The 20,438-nt window shown below is 26.5% G+C and carries 21 protein-coding genes; 13 read left to right on the top strand and 8 right to left on the bottom strand.

What is annotated here, in order from left to right:
* Positions 1 to 131: 131 nt before the first annotated feature.
* The 11 genes from dnaA (at position 132) to BDU_RS02205 (ending at position 10,302) form a co-directional block, all read left to right on the top strand.
* The gene (gene dnaA / locus BDU_RS02155; RefSeq protein ID WP_012538190.1) at positions 132 to 1,586 is read left to right on the top strand and encodes a chromosomal replication initiator protein DnaA; all 1,455 of its coding nucleotides are present in this window, start codon (positions 132 to 134) and stop codon (positions 1,584 to 1,586) included.
* Positions 1,587 to 1,849: 263 nt separating this feature from the next.
* Positions 1,850 to 3,010, top strand: coding sequence for a DNA polymerase III subunit beta (dnaN, locus tag BDU_RS02160; protein WP_012538191.1), 1,161 nt, complete (start codon positions 1,850 to 1,852; stop codon positions 3,008 to 3,010).
* Between the two features lie 20 nt (positions 3,011 to 3,030).
* Complete coding sequence (gene recF, locus BDU_RS02165) at positions 3,031 to 4,098, top strand: DNA replication/repair protein RecF (RefSeq protein ID WP_012538192.1); 1,068 nt, start codon at positions 3,031 to 3,033, stop codon at positions 4,096 to 4,098.
* Positions 4,079 to 4,378 (top strand): DciA family protein, encoded by a 300-nt coding sequence (locus BDU_RS02170; RefSeq protein ID WP_012538193.1) that lies wholly within the window; start codon positions 4,079 to 4,081, stop codon positions 4,376 to 4,378. The genes recF and BDU_RS02170 overlap by 20 nt, the downstream gene beginning before the upstream one ends.
* A 94-nt stretch (positions 4,379 to 4,472) precedes the next feature.
* The gene (rpmH, locus tag BDU_RS02175; protein ID WP_012538194.1) at positions 4,473 to 4,628 is read left to right on the top strand and encodes a 50S ribosomal protein L34; all 156 of its coding nucleotides are present in this window, start codon (positions 4,473 to 4,475) and stop codon (positions 4,626 to 4,628) included.
* The gene (gene rnpA, locus BDU_RS02180; RefSeq protein WP_012538195.1) at positions 4,609 to 4,953 is read left to right on the top strand and encodes a ribonuclease P protein component; all 345 of its coding nucleotides are present in this window, start codon (positions 4,609 to 4,611) and stop codon (positions 4,951 to 4,953) included. The genes rpmH and rnpA overlap by 20 nt, the downstream gene beginning before the upstream one ends.
* Positions 4,950 to 6,587, top strand: coding sequence for a membrane protein insertase YidC (gene yidC, locus BDU_RS02185; RefSeq protein ID WP_012538196.1), 1,638 nt, complete (start codon positions 4,950 to 4,952; stop codon positions 6,585 to 6,587). Before rnpA ends, yidC begins: the two co-directional genes overlap by 4 nt.
* Positions 6,584 to 7,306, top strand: a complete 723-nt coding sequence (jag, locus tag BDU_RS02190) for an RNA-binding cell elongation regulator Jag/EloR (protein WP_012538197.1) — start codon at positions 6,584 to 6,586, stop codon at positions 7,304 to 7,306. The genes yidC and jag overlap by 4 nt, the downstream gene beginning before the upstream one ends.
* A gap of 56 nt (positions 7,307 to 7,362) precedes the next feature.
* Positions 7,363 to 8,421, top strand: a complete 1,059-nt coding sequence (locus BDU_RS02195) for a GDP-mannose 4,6-dehydratase (protein ID WP_012538198.1) — start codon at positions 7,363 to 7,365, stop codon at positions 8,419 to 8,421.
* 138 nt (positions 8,422 to 8,559) lie between these two features.
* The gene (gene fbaA / locus BDU_RS02200) at positions 8,560 to 9,639 is read left to right on the top strand and encodes a class II fructose-bisphosphate aldolase (RefSeq protein WP_012538199.1); all 1,080 of its coding nucleotides are present in this window, start codon (positions 8,560 to 8,562) and stop codon (positions 9,637 to 9,639) included.
* A 252-nt stretch (positions 9,640 to 9,891) separates the two neighbouring features.
* On the top strand, positions 9,892 to 10,302 hold the full coding sequence (locus BDU_RS02205) for an Hsp20/alpha crystallin family protein (protein WP_193333506.1): 411 nt from the start codon (positions 9,892 to 9,894) through the stop codon (positions 10,300 to 10,302).
* Positions 10,303 to 10,339: 37 nt separating this feature from the next.
* Here BDU_RS02205 and aspS read toward each other — a convergent pair whose 3' ends face one another.
* Genes aspS through BDU_RS02240 form a run of 7 tightly spaced genes read right to left on the bottom strand, consistent with a single transcriptional unit; the run spans position 10,340 to position 17,170 of the window.
* Entirely contained in the window at positions 10,340 to 12,097 is a 1,758-nt protein-coding gene (gene aspS / locus BDU_RS02210) for an aspartate--tRNA ligase (protein WP_012538201.1), read from the bottom strand.
* A 3-nt stretch (positions 12,098 to 12,100) separates the two neighbouring features.
* Positions 12,101 to 14,161, bottom strand: a complete 2,061-nt coding sequence (locus BDU_RS02215; RefSeq protein ID WP_376984132.1) for a cation:proton antiporter domain-containing protein — start codon at positions 14,159 to 14,161, stop codon at positions 12,101 to 12,103.
* Between the two features lie 56 nt (positions 14,162 to 14,217).
* Positions 14,218 to 14,496: an HPr family phosphocarrier protein gene (locus BDU_RS02220; protein WP_012538203.1), complete on the bottom strand. Its 279-nt coding sequence runs from the start codon at positions 14,494 to 14,496 to the stop codon at positions 14,218 to 14,220.
* 14 nt (positions 14,497 to 14,510) lie between these two features.
* A complete protein-coding gene (locus BDU_RS02225) occupies positions 14,511 to 14,807 on the bottom strand; it encodes an HPF/RaiA family ribosome-associated protein (protein WP_014696303.1) in 297 nt (98 codons plus the stop codon).
* The gene (gene rpoN, locus BDU_RS02230) at positions 14,797 to 16,053 is read right to left on the bottom strand and encodes an RNA polymerase factor sigma-54 (protein ID WP_012538205.1); all 1,257 of its coding nucleotides are present in this window, start codon (positions 16,051 to 16,053) and stop codon (positions 14,797 to 14,799) included. The genes BDU_RS02225 and rpoN overlap by 11 nt, the downstream gene beginning before the upstream one ends.
* Positions 16,054 to 16,055: 2 nt before the next feature.
* Entirely contained in the window at positions 16,056 to 16,589 is a 534-nt protein-coding gene (locus tag BDU_RS02235) for a chromate transporter (protein WP_012538206.1), read from the bottom strand.
* A gap of 2 nt (positions 16,590 to 16,591) precedes the next feature.
* Positions 16,592 to 17,170, bottom strand: coding sequence for a chromate transporter (locus tag BDU_RS02240; protein WP_012538207.1), 579 nt, complete (start codon positions 17,168 to 17,170; stop codon positions 16,592 to 16,594).
* A gap of 199 nt (positions 17,171 to 17,369) precedes the next feature.
* On the opposite strand from BDU_RS02240, the gene BDU_RS02245 reads away from it, so the two are divergent.
* Positions 17,370 to 18,236, top strand: coding sequence for a mechanosensitive ion channel family protein (locus tag BDU_RS02245; RefSeq protein ID WP_041177782.1), 867 nt, complete (start codon positions 17,370 to 17,372; stop codon positions 18,234 to 18,236).
* Here BDU_RS02245 and BDU_RS02250 read toward each other — a convergent pair.
* Positions 18,220 to 19,386: a glycosyltransferase gene (locus BDU_RS02250; protein ID WP_012538209.1), complete on the bottom strand. Its 1,167-nt coding sequence runs from the start codon at positions 19,384 to 19,386 to the stop codon at positions 18,220 to 18,222. The two genes, BDU_RS02245 and BDU_RS02250, sit on opposite strands and share 17 nt — an antisense overlap.
* A gap of 67 nt (positions 19,387 to 19,453) precedes the next feature.
* On the opposite strand from BDU_RS02250, the gene holA reads away from it, so the two are divergent.
* Positions 19,454 to 20,437, top strand: a complete 984-nt coding sequence (gene holA / locus BDU_RS02255; RefSeq protein WP_012538210.1) for a DNA polymerase III subunit delta — start codon at positions 19,454 to 19,456, stop codon at positions 20,435 to 20,437.
* Position 20,438 lies beyond the last annotated feature (1 nt).

A 20,438-nucleotide genomic window follows, 5' to 3' on the forward strand; every position in this document is an offset into this window, starting at 1 on the left:
ATAAAATTTCAATACCTATAAATTGTTAAGATCATATTCCGGTTCATTATTATACTATATAATACTTATACATACATATGCTAATAAATCAAAAAGCTATAAAAAAAAGCCAAAAACAATGAGGATAAGATATGCAAGAAGGAAAAAACATATGGAGCTTAATTTTAGCAGCAATAAGAAAAGAACTCTCTGAAGAAGAATTTTATATATGGTTTGAAAATTTATATTTCATAGATGCAATTGGTGAAAACATAAAGATAGCTACACCAAATTCTTTTCACAAAAATCAAGTAGAGAAAAGATTTTCAAAAAGAATAAAAGAAATTCTTATAGAAAAAGGACATAGTACAATTAATGTCGAATTTATACATTCTCAAAATGAATTAAAAGATCATAATACAGAATCAAAAGATATTTCATTAAAAGCAATTACACATCAACAAGACTTACAAACAAAAAACAAAGACATTAAAACCCATGCAAAAAATATAATAAATAACACAAAACAATACAGTATTAAAGAAGAAATTCACATAAAATATAGAAATCCTTTTCTCAAAAAAAAATATACATTTGAAAACTTTATTATAGGAACAAACAATAAGCTTGCATATAATGCAAGCTTATCAATCGCAAAAAACCCTGGGAAAAAATATAACCCATGCTTAATTTATGGCGGAGTTGGACTTGGAAAAACACATTTGCTTCAAAGTATAGGAAATAAAACAGAAGAATTACACAAAGAATTCAAAATACTTTACGTAACTGCAGAAAATTTTTTAAACGAATTTGTAGAAAGCATCAAAACAAATGAAACAAAAAGATTCAAAAAAAAATACCGGCATCTAGACATGTTATTACTAGATGATATTCATGATTTACAGAAAAAAGAAGGTATACAAGAAGAGCTTTTTCATACTTTTAATGCCCTTTATGAAGATAACAAACAAATGGTATTTACCTGCGACAGACAGCCTTCAGAACTTGTAAATTTTACAGACAGACTTAAGAGTAGATTTACAAGAGGATTAAATGTCGATATATCAAAACCAAATTTTGAATTAAGAGTAGCTATTATAGAAAAAAAGGCAGAAGAAGATGGCATTAAAGTCCCTAAAAACATTCTCAATTTAGTTGCAAAGAAAGTTACAACCAATATAAGGGATCTCGAAGCTGCTGTAACAAAATTAAAAGCACACATAGACCTTGAAGACATAGAAATTGACACTAACATAGTAGACAAAATAATTAAGGAAATAATAGCTTATGAAAACGATAATACAAACACACCTAATAAAATAAATATCGAAAATATCAAAAAAGTTATATTAAGGGAATTAAAACTTACAAATAAAGATATTGAAGGAAATAGCAAAAAACCTGAAATCACAAAAGCAAGACATATTTATGCTTATCTTTTAAGGAATTTTACAGAACTTTCAACAATTGAAATAGGTAAAATAATTGGAGGAAAAACCCATTCAACAGTACTTTATTCAATAAATAAGATAGATAAGGATAGGAATAAAAATCTAGAAATTAACAATTTAATCATAGAACTTATGAACAAAATAAACAAAAATTAGTAACATTGTTCAAAATCAAAAATATTTTTGAACAATGTTTAACAAATTGAACAAAAAATTCATCAAAAAATAGAAAGAATTGAACATATATTATTGCTTATAATATAACAATATAAATAGAATTGAACAATTAGACACCTTCCTACTAATACAACTATTAAATATAATAAAAATACGAAATAAAAAGCATGTCAAATAAAAAGAAATCTTTTACCTTTATAAAAGTTAAAAGATAATAATATAATAAAAGGGAGGGTAAAAAGTTGAATGAAAAATTTATACTATGCGATACGGAACAAATTTCAGATGAAATTGACAAAGCAAAAAGCATAATCCTAAATAGAAACATAAACGATATTTGGAGTGCAATATTGCTTGAGATAAAAAGTTCTAATCTTACAATCAAAGCAACAGACAGAAACATCTTTTTTGAAAGTACAATACCAATTGTCTCTACAGACAATTTCAATGTGCTAATAAACGCTTCCAACCTTGCAGATGCCGTGAAAGCGCTCAATTTATACGATGAACTAAAAATGAAATTTAAAGAAGATGAAAATAAACTGGATATAATTGGAGAATCAGACAACAATAACGAGAATTATACAAATGACCATTTAAGTGAACCTACTTTTTCTACTGAAGAGATCGAAAATTACAATTATGATATAAACGATGAGGTTTATAATTTTGCATTCGAACTAAATCAAAAAGATTTAAAGAGGATCATAAACAAAGTGGCATTTTCTGCATCACATGATGAGTCTAAAAATGCTTTAAACGGCATTTATTTTACAAAAGATAGTAATTCTGTATTAACACTTGTTTCTACTAATTCATACAGAATGTCTATATATAAAACAGATTTGATATTTGAAGAAGATGTCAACTTTATTGTTCCCGTTAAAATGTTTAATCTTTTAAAACAGATGATAACAGGAGAAGGGGTAATAAAATTTAAAGTTTCTGATAAGAAATTTTATGTTGAGTTTAATAATTATAAAATAGCTTGTAGCTTGATTAGTGGAAACTATCCTGATTATGAGAGCATAATACCTAATGAATATACAAATAGAGCATTAATAGATGTTTCTATGTTTAAAGACAGACTTTCAAGAGTAAACTCTTATACTGACAAAAGGTCTAAAAAAGTGATTTTAAATTTTTCCGTTAATCAGTTAAAACTTATGGCAGAAGATCCAATTACAGGACGGAAAGGTGAATTTTTTATGCAAGGTTCCAATTACGATTATGCAGGAACTGAAGAAATGTTGGCGATTAATAGTGTTTATATAACAGAGGCAATGGGTGTGTTTGATACTCCAAAATTAGAGATAAAATTTAGTTCTGGGGGTTTGTTAAAATTAAATGAAGAGGATAAGTGTGACTTTATTCATTTGATAATGCCTCTGATGTTTAACTAAAATTATTTTTTATTGGCAAGATGGTAAAAAAGATTGAATTTTTTAATTTTAAAAATATAGAAAATCAGGTTATTAATTTCGATTTTGATAACATCTACTTTTGTGGAGAAAATGGTTCTGGAAAGACCAATATTCTTGATGCTATTTATTGTCTTGCTTTTGCGTCTTCATTTTTAGTTAATACCGATAAAGAGCTTATTACATATGGCGAGAGAGAATTTTATTTGAAATGTTTTTATCAGACTAAAGAAAAAAATGGAGAGATTAATTTATCAGTTAGAAATGATAAAAAAGAAATAAAGGTTAACAATAGCATTGTAAGAGATAGAAGGGATTTAATATTAAATATTCCAGCAATTATTTTTTCAAATCATGATATTGATTTTATCATTGGTACTCCAATGAAAAGGAGATGGTTTTTTGATCAGGCAATGAGTTTTATTTCTTTAAGTTATTTGGATTCACTTAGGAAGTATCGAAAAATTTTAAAACAAAGAAATTTGATTCTAAAACAGCGTGATAAAGATTTGCTTAAAATTTACAATGAAACTTTTGTTGATTGTGCTTTGGAAATAACAGAAATGAGAAAAAATTTTGTTGAACATTTTTGTAGATTTTTTCAATATTATTGTTCATTAATTTTTGATGTTTCGTGTAATTTAGAGATTAAATACTTTCCTTCTGTTACATGTTGTAGCAAAGATGAATTTTTCGAGATTTTGTGTTTAAGGGAAAAGGATGAACTTTATAGTGAGACTACTTTAATAGGTCCTCATAGAGATTTGTATGAAATCTTGAGTGAGCATAGAGTTTTTACTGATCATGCCTCAACAGGACAAATTAGGGTGCTTGCTTTGATTTATAGGCTTGTTCAAGTAATTATTTTTAATGATAAGTTTAACATGTCACCTATTTTATTATTTGATGATGTGTTTTTGGAGTTAGATAGTATAAAAAGGAAAAAAGTGTTTGAAATTTTGCCAAAAGATTCTCAGTGTTTTTTTACATTTTTAGATGATTGTTATGATGTTAATAGGGAGAGTAATTTTATAGTATATAGGATGAATAATGGAAGATTTGAGCTTTAAAAAAGTAGCTGATGTGTTAAAAAATTATTTAAATACCAATATATGTTCTAATGAAAAGCTAAGTGCAAATTTATTACTCTCTCAGAACTGGCAAGTTATATTTAAAGAGCTTGCAGATAAAGTAAAATTATTAAATTTGAAAGATAATAAAATATTATTTGTTGCTGTTAAGAATTCAAGTATTTTATATAATATTTCTTGTAATAAAGCAAAGATAATACAATCAATAAAGGAGTCTGCAGGTCTTGAGATATTAGATATAAAGGTTTTAATAAGGTGATTGATTTTATTGACAATTATAATTGTATAATATAACATTGTATTGTTTAAGTTATATCTTATGAGTGTAGAATGTTTTTAGTTGGAGGACTTGATTGAAACGAACTTATCAGCCGAGTCGGGTTAAGAGAAACAGAAAATTTGGATTTAGAGCTAGAATGAAAACTAAAAGTGGAAGACTTATTCTTGCTAGAAGAAGAGCTAAGGGAAGATCAAAATTAACTGTTTCTGATGAAAAAAAGAAATATTAATATAAAATCCAGATTAGAAATACAAGAACTTTTTAAAAAAGGTCAATTTGTTAAGATAGAAGGGATTAATATATTTTATAGATTTACAAGTTTAGCAATCTCTAGAATACTTATTACTTTTCCTAGGGTCTTTAAAGGTGCTGTTAAGAGAAATCGTGTTCGAAGGGTTTTTAAAGAATGCTTTAGAGAATATTTTACTTTGTTAAAGGATGGGTGTGCTGATTTTATTTTCGTAGTTTATCCTCAAAAAGCAAATATCAATTACCATGAAGTTAAGACAATACTAAAAAATATGATTGTTTATGTTATAAAGAGGAAAGTGTGAGCCCAAATAAAAGAATTTTACGAGCTGTTTATTTATCTTTATTTTTTATAGGTATTTTTATGCTTCTTGATGATTTTCTTTTTTCTCGAAAAGCTTCTTCTTTTATGAATGAGGAGATTAAATTTGATTTAAATAAGGATTTTGATATTGATAATTCTTTAATCGATGAAGATTTTACTTTTAATTTAAGTGATAATTCTGAAGATATTAATGTTGATACAGATATATATCATGCTACTTTTGCAACATTTGGTGGAAATTTGATTTCTCTAAAACTTAAGAATCATTTGAATTTAGATAAGAAGCCAACAGAAATAGTTAAGATGCATCCACAAAATCAAAGTCTTTTTTATATTACCTTAGATAAATTAAGCAAAAGTCTGTTTTTATATGAGCAAATAGATAGTCATGTACATGATTTTAAGACCAATGTTGAAGTTAATGGTAAATATTATGAATATATAAAAAGATATACATTTTCTAAAAGCAATGAATATTTAATTAAGCTTGAAATTTTTTTAAATAACATTGATGTTAATGATGATATTGGTATTGATTTTTATAAATTTGTATTAAATTCTGGTATTGAAGAATTAAGTGCTAAGGGTAAGTTGCAATATAATAATTATTTATCCCATGCTATTTATTATGACACTAAGCTGAGATATGGTAAGGATGGTTTAAATATTGCAAATCCTAAATGGGTTGGTGCTGGAACTAAATATTTTGAAGTTTTGGTTTCAAAAGAGAATATGAAGGTTGAATTTAAGCATGAAAATAAGGTTTTAAATGCTTTTATTTTAAACAAATTGGATAACAAAAATGTTAGTGATGTTTTTTATATCTATGCTGGGCCTAGAGACAATAAATATTTAGATATTTTTAATCAGAGAGAACTAAATAGTTTTGGTTTATCTAATGTTGAATTTGGAATGTCTGTAGAGAAAAGTTTATTGTATTTTCTTCAAGTTCCTATGCAATTGATAATGCAAATTTTTTATAATGTTATTCCCAATTGGGGTCTTTCAATAATGTTTTTGACAATTGTTGTAAGGATACTGATATTTCCTTTGACTTTTAAAAGTTTTAGGGCTACAGCAGAGCTTTCTAAATTACAGCCAAAAATGAAAGAAATACAAGTGAAGTTTAAAAGTGATCCTAAGAGATTAAATGAAGAGATGAGTAAACTTTATAGAGAGGAAGGTGTTAATCCTATTGGAGGATGTTTTCCTATTCTTTTACAACTACCTGTATTTTTTGCTCTTTATGGTCTTGTGAATAATTTCTTTGTGTTAAGAGGAGCTAGTTTTATTCCTGGTTGGATTGATGATTTGTCAATTGGTGATAGCATATATTATTTTGGATATAAAGTTTTTGCATGGACTGATATTAGGATTTTGCCTTTTATTATGATGATTACTCAATTATTATCTACGATAGTGAGTTCTAATGTTAGTTTTAAAAGTCTTGGAGCACAACAAAAGTTTTTATATTTTGGTATGCCTATTATGTTTTTTTTCATATTATATGATATGCCATCAGGACTTTTAATATATTGGATTACAACCAATATTTTTACCATTTTACAACAATACTATATAAAGATGAATTTATCTGAAAGGAGGAACAAATGAGTTATGAATTTTATGGAAAGACAGAACAAGAAGCAATTAAAAAAGCTATGAGAGATCTTGATTTAAGAGAAGGTGAATTTGATGTGGAGATTTTAGATAAAGAGAAGGTTGGATTTTTATTTAAAAAAGAGATGATTAGGATAAAAGTGTCTCCCCATGCTAAAGAGGAAGAAGTAAAGTCTGACATTCAGTTTGATGAGGATATTTATAATCAAGTATTGGATTTTGTTAAGGAAATCATCAATAAAATGGGTTATTCTGTTAATTTAAAGGTTGAATCTAGAGAGGGTAATTATGTTAAGATTGTTATTGAAACAGACAGTCCAAATATTTTGATTGGAAGAGAAGGTCGAAATTTAGATGCTTTGCAACTTTTAGCAAATATTTATATATCTAGACTTATTGGAGATACTGGTAATTTTAATAGAGTAATATTAGATATTGAAGATTATAGGGAGAGATTTAAATCAAGGTTTATTAATTTAGCAATAAATTCTCTACATAAGGTAAAAAGGAGTAGACGTTCTATTTTGTTACCAACAATGAATCCTTTTGAGAGAAGGATTATTCATACTACCTTAAATCGTTATAGTGATATTAAAACGGAAAGTGAGGGAGATGGAAACTTGAAAAGGGTTAGAATTTCTTATGTTAGAAATAGTAAATATAATAATAATTTTCGAACTTATCATAAAAAGGATGCTAATTCTAAAAAATAGGAAATTTTATTCTCTTGGTTGTGTAAAGTCGGGAGTTTATAATTTTTGAGGTATGTATGAGAGTATTATTAACAGGAATTGCAGGGTTTATTGGTTTTCATGTTGCTAAGAAACTTGCTGATGATGGACATGAAGTTTTAGGCATAGACATTTTAAATAATTATTATGATCCTAGTTTGAAATATGAGAGATTGGAAATTTTAGGATTTAATAGTGAAAATATAGATAATAAAAAGGTTGTGAATAGTCATAAATATAATAATTTAAGTTTTGTTAATCTTGATATTTTGAATAAAGAGCAAGTTTTGTCTCTTTTTAATAATTATAAATTTACTCATATTTGTCACTTAGCAGCTCAGGCAGGTATTAGAGATAGCATTGAAAATCCAGATAGTTATATTGCTATTAATATTGTTGGATTTTTTAATATTTTAGATGCATGTAGGATATATAAAGATTCTATTGAACATTTTGTTTATGCATCTACTTCTGCAGTTTATGGCTTGAATGAAAAAATGCCATCAAGTGAAGATAGCATTACAGATCATCCTTTAAATTTGTATGCGGCTAGCAAAAAGTCTAATGAAGTAATAGCTCATGCTTACAGTTCATCTTTTAATATTCCAACAACAGGATTAAGATTTTTTACAGTTTATGGACCTTATGGGAGACCTGATATGGCATTGTATTTATTTGCAGATGGTATTATGAGACAATCTACAATTAATGTCTTTAATAATGGAGATATGGCTAGAGATTTTACATATGTTGATGATGTTGTAAATGGTGTTTGTAATGTACTCAAAAAACCGGCTAGGAGTGATAGTAATTTTGATACGCAAAATCCCAATTCTTCAAGTTCATTTGCTCCATATAGAATATATAATGTGGGTACTGGACAGGCTGTTAAGCTTATGGAATTTATTAATGAGCTTGAAATAAATCTTGAGAATAAAGCTTGTAAAAATTTTTTGCCTATGCAAAAAGCAGATGTTGTAGAGAGTTGTTGTGATATTTCAAAACTTAAAAATGATTTTGCTTATGAAGCTTTAACTTCTATTAAGGACGGGATTCGAAAATTTGCAATTTGGTATAAATCGAAGATATCTAAGTAATTTATTTTTGCTTTGTTTTTATGACATTGTTTGTCTTTATTTGATTTTTATAATTTTGTTTTTTAAATGTAGAGTTAATTTTGAATTTTTACAGATATAATGGAAATATATATTTAGTTTTAGTAAGGAGGTTTATAGGTGAGTGTTTTAAATAAAATTAAACCCGGAGTGGTTTATGGCAAGGATCTACATACTTTATATGAGATATGTAAAAGTGAAGGATTTGCAATTCCTGCAATTAATTGTGTAGGGACTAATTCAATTAATGCTGTCTTAGAAGCAGCTAAAGAAATTAATTCTCCTATTATGATACAGTTTTCAAATAGTGGTTCTTCTTTTGTTGCTGGTAAGGGATTAAAAGTTGAAAAGTCTCAAGGGACTTCTATATTTGGAGCTATTTCTGGTGCTATGCATGTTCATTTGTTGGCAGAGCATTATGGGATACCTGTTGTTTTACATACAGATCATTGTGCAAAAAATTTAATTCCTTGGGTTGAGGGACTTTTGGAATATGGAGAGAAATATTATAAAGAGCATAATAGACCTTTGTTTTCTTCACATATGTTAGATTTATCTGAAGAGCCAATTAAAGAAAATATTGAAATGTCTAAGAAATTTTTAGAGAGAATGTCTAAGATAGAGATGTTTTTAGAAATTGAACTTGGAATTACTGGTGGTGAAGAAGATGGTGTTGATAATTCAGAAAGAGCACATCATGAGTTATTTTCAACCCCTGAAGATATTTATTATGGTTATTCTGAACTTATTAAGATTAGCCCTAATTTCCAAATTGCAGCGGCTTTTGGAAATGTTCATGGTGTTTATAAGCCTGGTAATGTTCAACTTACTCCTAAAGTATTACGAGATGGGCAGAATTATGTGATATCAAAGATTAATTCAACTAATCCAAAGCCTGTGTCTTATGTGTTTCATGGAGGTTCTGGATCAACATTAGAAGAAATTCATGAAGCACTCTCTTATGGTATTGTTAAGATGAATATTGACACAGATACTCAATGGGCTGCTTGGGAAGGTGTATTAAATTATTACAAAAAGAATGAAAATAGACTTCAAGGACAGCTTGGTGATGGGAAGGATGCTGATGTTCCAAATAAAAAATTTTATGATCCAAGAGTATGGCTTAGAGAATCTGAGATTAGTATAAAGGAACGTGTAAAAATTGCTTGCAAGAATCTTAATAATATTAATAGAAATTAATAGAAATTAAGACAAGTAAGAATTATTGAAAAATTTAAGTTTTGTCGCCTTTGTAGGCGACTTTTTATTTTTGTGTATTTATTATACATAAATTAACTTCTTATTATATATAGTGTTCCATCTCGTATCATCATATATAATCATATTTGTGTTTTTTGTTTTTTTGTTTTGGTATTTATTTAATATCTAAGTTAGATCTTTGGTACGTTTTTTGCATAGGTTTTTTATAAATTGATAAAAAAGGAGATTTATATGTGGTTAACAAATTATAAGAAAAATTTTTTGGATTTTTTGAATGATGACTTTGATTTTGTTAATTCTAGAGGTATTCAAGATGTTCCAGTTAATATTAAGGATGAGGGTGATTCATTTGTTCTTGAGGCTTATCTTCCAGGAATAAAGAAGGAAGATATATCAATTTCAATTAAAAATGATTATTTGACAATCAGTTATGAAAATAAAGATGAGAGAGAAGAGAGGGATGATAATTATTTAAGGGTAGAGAGAAGAGATATTTCTTTTTCAAGGAGTTTTAGATTATCGGGAAATATTGAACAAAATAAGATCAAATCGAAATTAAAAAATGGTGTTTTGCTTATTAAACTTCCAAAAAACTCAGAAGTTATTGAAAAATCTAAGGAGAAAAAAATTGTAATTGAATAAATTTTCTGCTCCCTTAATTAAGGATGCTTTTGCATCCTTAATTTTTATTATTTTCAATTGTTAAATTTAGTTCTTTGAGCTGTTCATTTGAAATTTTAGAAGGAGATTTATCAAGTGGGCTTGCAGCAAATGAATTTTTTGGAAAAAGTATTACATCTTTTATTGAATTTGAATTTGTCATTAACATTAAAAGCCTGTCAATTCCAATTGCTATTCCTCCATGAATGGGAGCCCCATATTCTAATGCTTTTAGAAAAAAACCAAATCTTTCTTCAGCTATTTTATCGTTAAATCCTACTATATTAAAAATTCTTTGTTGCAGTTCTTTGGTATGTACTCTGATTGAGCCTGAACCAAGTTCTGTTCCATTTAATACAAGATCATAAACTTCTCCTAAGACTTCACTTGGATTACTCTCTAGAGTATTTATATATTTTGCTTGCGGCATTGAAAACATATGATGAGCTGCTTTATAACTTTGTGTATCCTCATCATATTCAAATAAAGGAAAATCATAAATCCATAGGAACTCAAATATATTTTTGTTGATAAGATTAAGTTCGGTTGCAATTTTAATTCTAATTTGCCCTATGGCTTTACAAGCGGTTTCCCACAGGTCTGCTATAAAAAATATTAAGTCATTATTTTTAAGTGAATAAGTTTCAATTAGAGTTTTTTTAATTGGATTTATAAATTTTGCAATGCCACCTGTAAATTCATTATTTTCTATTTTTGTAAAGTAAAGAGTACGTGCTTTATAAAGTTTGGCATGTTCTTCTAATGAATTGATCTTACTTCTTGAGAAATTATGTGCTTGATTTTTTATAATAAGTGCTTTTATTGTTCCTTTGTTTTGTAATGTGTCTTTAAAGACGTCAAATGGAGATTGCTTTAAAGCTTTACTCATGTCTTGTATTAATAATTCATATCTAGTATCTGGTTTGTCACTTCCATATATATTCATTGCATCTTTGTAGGTAATTTTTTTGAATTTTTTTGGTAATGTGATATTTAATGAGTTTTTAAAAATAGTAAAAATAAGATTTTCTATTAGTTTAAATATATTTTCTTTTTTTATAAAACTCATTTCAAGGTCAAGTTGTGTGAATTCTGGTTGTCTATCGCCTCTTGAATCTTCATCTCTGTAGCATCTAGCTATTTGAAAATATTTATCAAGTCCGGCTATCATTGCAAGTTGTTTATAAATTTGTGGTGATTGTGGTAGTGCATAAAAATGACCCTTATGTATTCTTGATGGAACAAGAAAATCTCTGGCACCTTCTGGAGTTGACTTAACAAATGTCGGTGTTTCTAATTCTAAGAAATCTTGTTTTGTTAGATGATTTCTAATGATATGTATTACTTTACTTCTTAATATTATTTTTTGTTTTTGTTCTTCTCGTCTTAAATCTAAATACCTATATTCAAGTTTGGAGTTATCACTGGCATTATTATTGTTTTCAATCATAAAGGGTAATTCATTGCATTTTGAAATTATATCTATATTTTCTGCAATTATTTCAAGTTCTCCGGTTTTCATTTCTCTGTTTACAAGTTCTAAGGGTCTTAAATTTAATTTTCCTTGAATTTTAATGCAGTATTCCATTTTTATTTGAGATGTTATTTTTAAAAGTTTCTCATCACTTACAAGTATTTGTGCTTCATCATATCTGTCTCTAATATTGATGAATGTGACTTTTCCATGATTTCTTATTTTTTTTACCCATCCATTTATTTCTATCTTTTTATTTATAAGTTTATTATTTATTTGATTGCATTTAATGATTTTAAACATAACCTATCCTATTAATATGTTATAAATTTCTTTGTCAGTTTTAGCTTTAAGCATTGCTTTTTTATTAGAATCTACTTTACCTACAATAGATGATAAAATGCGTGGATAATTAACATGTTCTTTTGCTGGGTATAATATTAATATAAAGATATAACTTAAATTTTTATCAATAGCATTAAAGTCAATTCCATCGTGGCTGATTCCGATTGCAATGTGCATTTTTTTTATTAAATTAGTTTTTAAGTGAGGTATTGCAAATCCTTCTTTGAGAGCTGTGGTTATAAGTTTTTCTCTCTCCATGAGGTCTTGTAATATTGTTTCTTTGTCAATGTCAACTTTTATTATACTAAGTAATTCTCTTAGTACTTCAATTTTATTTGTTGCTTTTAAATTTAATATTATATTTTCTTTTTTTATTCTTTTATCTAAAGCAATATTACTGCGTATTTTATCGTAGTTTATTGAGTAATTTAATTTTTGTGCTTTTACAGAAACTATTTTTACTTCTTCTGTGATTTTTTCTAAATTTAAAATAGTTTCTCTTAGTAGATCTTGTATGATTATTAAATGTTTTTTTGGACATTCAAATGTGATTTTGCTTCCTTCTCTTTTAATTGAAAGTGATATATCATTTCGTCTTGCATTTATGTATTGTGAGAAATCATTTTTTATTTGTTGTGTAAAAAATCCTTCGTTTCTTAACTCGTTTTTTAAGTCCCATACAAATATTTTTGTTAGATTATCATATTTCAGTGCTATTGTAATTTGAGTATTTTGTTCTATTTTCATTTCTTTCTTTAATCCATTTTTATTTATTTGAAATAAGATATTTATTATTGGTGTTGCGATAATTGTTGGAAGAAAAACTATAATTATTATTATTCCAAATATTTTTTGGCTTATAAATTCGGAAGAGAGAGCTACATTTGCAATAATTAGTGATATTTCACCTCTTGGAACCATTCCAAAAGCTATTCTTAGTGCACCTAGTTTGTTAAATCCTAAAAAGTATGATGGGATAAAGCAATATACTACTTTTGTTGCTATTGCTATCAAACTAAGCAAAGTGCCAATTATTAAAACTTCTTTTGATAATATTACGTTAATATCGGCCATCATTCCTATTGATGTGAAGAATATTGGTATAAAAAATCTTTCAAATAGTGTTAATTTATCCTGAATTACATATACAATATCTGTTTTTGACATTGCAAGCCCAAATATGTAAGCTCCAATTACAAATGACATTCCTAAATTTTGAAAAATACTTGAAATAATAAAGGTAAATGTAAGAGTTATTACAGTTGCTAAGGTTACACTATTAAAGCTTTTTAGTAATTGTGAAATTGGTTTTGATAGTAAGATCAGTATGAATGTTAAACAAAACCAAATTAATATGTTTTGAATTGTAGATCTAATTGAAATTGTAATGTCAAGATCAGATAGAGATCTCGATATTGTAATTACACTTGTGAGCATAATCATTGAGAGGACATCATCAATTATTGATGTTGATATTATTGTAACTCCTTCTGATGTACTCATTTTTTTCTTTGCTGAGAGTATGCTTGCAGCAATGCCTGCAGAAGAAGGTGTTGCAATAATTCCTATAAAAAGAGATGTGGGATTTATTAATTGTACATCAAATAAAATGGTGGATATTAGTGCAAAACTTGTAAAAGTACCAATTACTTCTGTTATACCTATTAATCCTCCACGTGGTAAAAACTTAAGAAATAATTTTAGATCTGTCTCAAGACCTGCCATAAATAGTAGTATTATTGAAGCTATTGTTGATATTGCAAATATGTCTTCATTTATTAGATAATTTTCTCCGCTATTAATGATTCCTAATGGAAATAATAAAGGTACTTTAATTTTACCAAGACATGTTGGACTTAAAAGTATTCCTGCTGTTATTTGTCCTATTACTTTTGGAATTCCAAATCTATTTACCAAATTGCCAAGAAGACTTGCTGATATTACAATGATTGCTAGACTCATTATAAAAGAAGAGATTTTGGCATCAATGTTATGTCCCGTGTCTTTCATATAGTCTACCATTCCAAATGAAAGAATAGGATTTATGTTAAACAATATTGTATATAAAAGTTTCTTTCTCATTTTTGAATCTCTTTTTTAAAGTTTGATTGTATTAATTTTTTTAGCTCATCAATTATTTCAATTTCGTCTTTACCATTTGCAACAATTGTTATTTTTTCTTTATATAAAATGCCAAGTATCATAATTTCAACTGTAGATTTTGCATCAGCTTCTCTTCCATCCTCTGTAATTAGTTTTATATTGCAACAGGAATATTTGTTTGCAAGTTCTGAAATCATACTTGATGGTCTTGCATGTAGTCCCTCTTTGTTTGTTATTTCAATTGTTGTTTGCATTTAATTTTACTTGTTTATTTTATTGTATCTTTTTTACTTTTTTCTTTATTTGCTGTGTTTTGTAATCTTTCTATTAATCTTTCTGTTAAGGCATGTAATTCCTTTCCTTCTTCTGTAATATGTATTATTTTGCCCCAGTTAAAGTGGAGGTGAGCATCTATATCAAAAATATCATTTTCTTTTTTTATTGTGATTTTAAGACTTTCTGCATGTTGTTTAATGTGTGTTCCAATTTTATCTAGTTTTTTTAAAATAAAATCTTTCATATCATCATTTAAATGATAATTGATGGCTTGTATTTTAGGTTCCATAAATTTCTCCTTCACATTTTAATTCATTCCTATATTTGTTTACAGTTCTTCTTGAAATAGTGATTCCTTTAGATTTTAGTATATCAGAAATTTGACTATCTACCATATTTTTATTCTGTGCTAGTATTCCTTTTATTATTATTTTAATGCTTAATTTGGAAAATTCATTTGTTTTAGCACCACCTATTGAATTAAATAATTTTCTAATTGCTATTGTGCCCCAGTCAAATTTTAAATATTTATTTTTTATTGCTCTTGATATAGTTGATTTTGATAGATTGATTCTTGTAGATATATCATCTAAGTTCATTGGTCTTAATCTCTTAAATCCTCTTTTTAAGAATTCTTTTTGTAATGTGTATATTGCTATTCCTATTTTAGCTAGTGTTTCATCTCTATATCTTAAAGCTTCAATGAGCCATTTTGCTTGTTTGTATTTGCACAAGTCTTTAACTTCTTGTTTATTAATTTCTGTTTTAAAAATACTGACTTCTTTAATTTTGATTTTGAGTTTATTGCCTTTATTGATAACAATAATATCTGGTTCAATATAGTCATTAGTATCATCTTTGTCTTTAAATTCAAATGTTGGATTGGGATTAAGTTTAAGTTTCATTGTGTTAATGGCGTCATTTAAATCTTGTGTGCTAATGTTTAATTCTTTTTGTAATTTTTCTTTAGTATTTGTAAGTAAATCTGCTTTTTGAAGAATTTTAATTATATTTGTATCTAAGTTATGGTATTTTGCTTGTAATATTAATGATTCTATGATATTGGGTACGCAAATTCCTATTGGATCAAATTGTTGAATCAATTTGATCATTTTAGTGACCTGTGGCCACTCTTCTTTATTAAAGAAATCATAAGGATTGATTATGTATAGTCCTTTTCGATTTAGATTGTTTATTATGATTTCTCCTATATTAATTTCTTCTTCATTAAGTCTTTGGATTCTAAGTTGTAATAAAAGATGTTCTTTAAGTGAAATTTTAGGTGATGTTTTAGCCAGTGCAATTTCATATTGTGTTTTGTTATTTTCATTTTCTTTATAAAAAAATTTTTTAAACTTATAGGTTTTTAGTGATTCAAAAAAGATTTTATTTGAATCCACTTTAATATATTCATTATTGTCAAGTTCGTCTGATATAATTTGTATTAATTCTTGCTTATCAAGACTTAACATTTTAATTGTGTTAATTTGTGTTAATTGTAATTTGTGTGTTAATTTTAAGTTTTGTTTTAGCATCTTTACATAAAAATATATAGTACTCCACTAGATATAATTAATATTGCAGGGGAAACATTTTTGTAGAATAATAAAATAAGTAAGTTTAATCCTGCAAGTGCAAAACTTTTTGAAAGTTTTATATTATTATAATCTATTTTGAAAAATATGTTTTCAAATAAGATTATAATAGTTATTATCCATAGTGCTATAATTACGGGCTTTAGCTGTTCAAGATAATATTTTAAAAAGTTTATTTTATGTATTGTTGATATTATAAAGATAATAATTAATATTGGTGCGCTAATTAATGCCATTGTTGCAATTATTGCGCCTGTAATGCCGGCTATCTTTGCTCCTACATATGTTGCTATATTGGTGGCTATGGGGCCAGGAGTAATTCTAGATATTGTAATGATATTAATAAACTCTTCTTGCGTTATCCATTCTTTACGTTCAATGATTTCTTTATGAATTGTGGCAGTAATGCCGTTTCCTCCCCCAAAATTTAAAATTCCTATTTTAAAAAATGTGATGAATAAATTTAGTAAAATCAAATTTATACCTTGCTTTTAAAAAATTTTTTTTTCATTGTGTATGTTATAGAGCATATGAGTAAAAATATTAGTAGTATGTATGATAGGTCTATATGAAATTTATAAAGTACATATGTTATCAATACACATGTTCCCCATTTTATTATTGATCGATTTAACATTTTTTTTGAAAATTCAATAATGATCATTGACATTACTATTGTTGATGATATTTTTGCACCTTCAATAAATTTTTGAAAATAAATGTTATTTGAATTTAAATTTATATAAAGAGCTATTATTGTAATTACGAATATGGATGGTAGTATTCCCGCAATAGTTAATACAAATGCACCTTTAAACCCTTTAATTTTTTTCCCAATTAAAAAGGCAAAATTGATAGCTGTTACTCCAGGGATTATACTTGATGTTGTTAATATTTCTTTAAATTCTTGTTCAGATATTAATTTTCTTTTATTTACAATTGCTTTTTTAAGTTCAGATATTATGAGTAATCCTCCACCAATTGTAATTGTTGTTATTTTAAATACAAGATAAAATAGCTTTAATAATTCATATGATGTTTCTTTTTTTTCGTTCATTAATTTTTATGTTCCAAACTAAATGATGTTTAGGGTTTATTAAATTACATTTTATCATAATGGCTTATTAAATTATATTTTATCATGATGATTGTGTGATACCTATTGGTATAGGTATTTTGTTTGTTAATTTTTTATTTTTTAATTGGTAATAAGGGTCTTATTTTTTTGTTATTTTTGTACTATACTACATTTGCTTATGGATAAACAACTAAAAATATCAAATGTATTGAAAAGGGTATTTATTTTGCCGGATTATGTTCATGAAATTTTTCAAATGATAATAGATTATGGATTGAGAATTGTTGTTGCTTTATTTGCATGGTGTATTTTAAGATTTATTGTTAAGAGATTGGGAACTATTTTTTTAAAGGCTTATGAGAGATCTAAATTGGAAACAAAATTAGATTCTACTGTTCTTAATTTTTTTAAATCGTTTTTTAAAGTTGTAATTAATTTAGTATTAATTTTAATGATTTTGCCTTATCTTGGAGTTTCTACAGCCTCTATTTTTGCTGTGTTTGGATCTCTGGGTCTTGCAGTTGGTTTTGCTGCTCAGGGTATGTTATCTAATTTTGTTAGTGGATTTGTTATATTAAATTCTAATTTTTTTAAAATAGGTGATTATGTTAATTGTGATGATGCTGAGGGGGAAGTAACGGATATTCAAATATTTTTTACTACACTCAAAACTGTGGATGGTGAGATTATTAAGATTCCAAATAGCAAATTTACAAGTACATTAGTTGTTAATTTTACCGCAAATCCTGAGAGAAGAATTGTATTTAGTTTTCAAGTACCTTATAGCATAGATTTTAATTTGCTTAAAACTGAAATGGAAAATTTGGCTTTTTCTTTTAATAGGGAAACATATAATGTTAGTCAACCCAGTCTGATTGTAACAGAATATACACCTTATTACATAATTGTAGAAATTAGATGTTTTATTCGAACTGAGTTTTTTTGGGATTTTCAATATTTTATGGGAGAAAAGATTAAAGATGTTTTAATTGATATGGGAGTAGAATTTCCCATTCATGTTGTGAATCTTAGTAAACTTTGCTAAGATTTTTGTGATTTTGAATAATTTGAACATAATATTCTTCAATCCTTTCTACAAAGGATGTGCTTGAGTGTATGATGGATGTTTCTTCTGTATATTTTTTTAAAGTTTGTAATTTTTCATCGTTTTCTATGATTTCTTTCATGTATTTGTACATGTCTTCATCATTATCTATTAAAAATCCATTTTTTCCTTGATGAATTACGTTTTTGTATATAATGTCATTACTAAGTATTGCTGGTATTCCAGCAGTTAAGGCCTCAATAATTGTCATTGGATATACTTCACTTTTGGATAAACTTGCAAATACATCTGATATCTTGTAATAATAGTACATTTCTTCCCATGGAATTGTTCCAACAAGTATTATTTGATTTTTAAGTCCATATTTTTTTCTAAATTGTTTTACATTTCTCTCTTCTTTTCCTTTTCCTATGAGAATAAGTTTACAGTGTTTGTTTTCAATGAGAAGTTTTTTTAAATTTTGTATTAATTCGTATATATTTTTTTCTTTATTAATTCTTCCAACGAAGATTATGATTTTATCATTTTTTTTTATGTCATATTTACTCAGAATTTCTTGTTTTTTTTCTTGAGTTAACTCTTTGATGAATAGTTTTCTATCTATTCCATTTGGAATTAGTTTATAATCAGCATCTTTGGCAAGATGAAAATATTTATCATGTGCTTTAATTGATGGATAAATAAAATGATGAATTTGATTATAAAATTTTTTCATCATTTTGTCTGGATTAATGAAATATTTTATAGCTCCTAAGTAATGTAAATAGTAATTCCACATTGTATGGTTTGTGTGGACAATTGGTATATTATATTCTAATGCTAATTTTTTCCCTATGTTTCCCATAGTGAATTCTGAATGTGTATGAATTATGTCAGGTTGATATTCAGCTATTATTTTTTTTATTTTTGCTTTATTTGGGAATGATATTTTAGCATCTACTGTGCGATTCAATTTAATTGAAAAGCATCTGTAAATATTTTTTTTACTTAAGTCTGATTTATGATATTGTGGGCAAAAGATATAAACGGTATGACCTTTTTGTTCAAATCCTTCTTTAATTTGTTTGATACATGTTGCTACTCCATTTTTATCTGGAAGATATGTATCTGTAAATATTGCTATTTTCATATTTTGTCCTAATAATTAAAGTATAACATAGGGGTATATTTATTTTTTTAGATTATAATATCTTTGAATGCAAGAATTTTATCTATTATTAGGAAAAGAACAAGGGTTAAAGGAAGCTTATTTAAATGATATTTTTAGCAAGTTGAATGCTGATGATATACATATTACTAAGCTTTTTATGTCAGAATTATCATCAATAGAACTTTCTGAACGATTTTTGAGTAATTCTTTTTTTGCCAAAAGAGAAGTTTTTATTATTTATGAGATTGAAAATTTAAAAAATAAAAAAGATTTAGAATTAATTTATAATACACTTTTGAAACCTTTAAATAAGATTATTATTTTTATTTCTGATGAGAATTCAATCAGTTTTGAACCTAAAGTTTCTGTAAATGTAATTAAAAAAATTTTTTATGAATTGTCTGATAGTGACAAGTTTTCATTTGTAAAGAAAAGTTTTTTTCAACTTGGAATTAAAATTACAGATAAAGCAATAAATTTGATGCTTTTTATGTTAGATGCAGATACTAAGATTTTACAATCTTATATAAATTCTTTTGCTCTTGTGATTAAAGATAAAACTATTGATGAGGATGATGTCACTGCTTGGCTTAGTTTTGTGCGTCTTGAGAATGTTTTTTCTTTATTTGAGTCAATCTTAAAGAAAGATATGGAACGTGCTTTAGTTAAAGTGAAGGCCATTTTGGAACAGGGGGAAGAGCTTGTTGGTATTATTATGAGCCTTGGATGGCAGTTTAAAAAATTTTTAAAAATTAAAATAGATTGTGAAAATACAAATAACATTTCATCTATTTTGAAAAAGCATAAGATATTTTTTTCACTAGAGAAAACTTATAAAATAGGGCTTTGTAATTATTCAGTCTTGGATATTAAATTTATTTTTAAAATATTACATAAGTTTGATTTGTATGCGAGGGTTTATGGCAAAAATATGCATTTAAATTTGTCATATTTTATGGTAGTAATCTTGTTAAATCAAGATGATACTATTTTGGAGAATTTTTCTTTAAAATTTAAGTGTGATTTTTAAT

The sequence above is a fragment of the Borrelia duttonii Ly genome, assembly GCF_000019685.1.
In the GTDB taxonomy this organism is placed as follows: Bacteria; Spirochaetota; Spirochaetia; order Borreliales; family Borreliaceae; genus Borrelia; species Borrelia duttonii.

Bases quoted from the DNA above. Each gene is read 5' to 3' on its own strand.
- dnaA (WP_012538190.1), top strand. From the start codon at position 132: ATGCAAGAAGGAAAAAACATATGGAGCTTAATTTTAGCAGCAATAAGA.
- recF (WP_012538192.1), top strand. From the start codon at position 3,031: ATGGTAAAAAAGATTGAATTTTTTAATTTTAAAAATATAGAAAATCAG.
- BDU_RS02170 (WP_012538193.1), top strand. From the start codon at position 4,079: ATGGAAGATTTGAGCTTTAAAAAAGTAGCTGATGTGTTAAAAAATTAT.
- rnpA (WP_012538195.1), top strand. From the start codon at position 4,609: ATGAAAAAAAGAAATATTAATATAAAATCCAGATTAGAAATACAAGAA.
- jag (WP_012538197.1), top strand. From the start codon at position 6,584: ATGAGTTATGAATTTTATGGAAAGACAGAACAAGAAGCAATTAAAAAA.
- BDU_RS02195 (WP_012538198.1), top strand. From the start codon at position 7,363: ATGAGAGTATTATTAACAGGAATTGCAGGGTTTATTGGTTTTCATGTT.
- BDU_RS02205 (WP_193333506.1), top strand. From the start codon at position 9,892: ATGTGGTTAACAAATTATAAGAAAAATTTTTTGGATTTTTTGAATGAT.
- aspS (WP_012538201.1), bottom strand. From the start codon at position 12,097: ATGTTTAAAATCATTAAATGCAATCAAATAAATAATAAACTTATAAAT.
- BDU_RS02215 (WP_376984132.1), bottom strand. From the start codon at position 14,161: ATGGTAGACTATATGAAAGACACGGGACATAACATTGATGCCAAAATC.
- BDU_RS02220 (WP_012538203.1), bottom strand. From the start codon at position 14,496: ATGCAAACAACAATTGAAATAACAAACAAAGAGGGACTACATGCAAGA.
- BDU_RS02225 (WP_014696303.1), bottom strand. From the start codon at position 14,807: ATGGAACCTAAAATACAAGCCATCAATTATCATTTAAATGATGATATG.
- rpoN (WP_012538205.1), bottom strand. From the start codon at position 16,053: ATGCTAAAACAAAACTTAAAATTAACACACAAATTACAATTAACACAA.
- BDU_RS02240 (WP_012538207.1), bottom strand. From the start codon at position 17,170: ATGAACGAAAAAAAAGAAACATCATATGAATTATTAAAGCTATTTTAT.
- BDU_RS02245 (WP_041177782.1), top strand. From the start codon at position 17,370: ATGGATAAACAACTAAAAATATCAAATGTATTGAAAAGGGTATTTATT.
- BDU_RS02250 (WP_012538209.1), bottom strand. From the start codon at position 19,386: ATGAAAATAGCAATATTTACAGATACATATCTTCCAGATAAAAATGGA.
- holA (WP_012538210.1), top strand. From the start codon at position 19,454: ATGCAAGAATTTTATCTATTATTAGGAAAAGAACAAGGGTTAAAGGAA.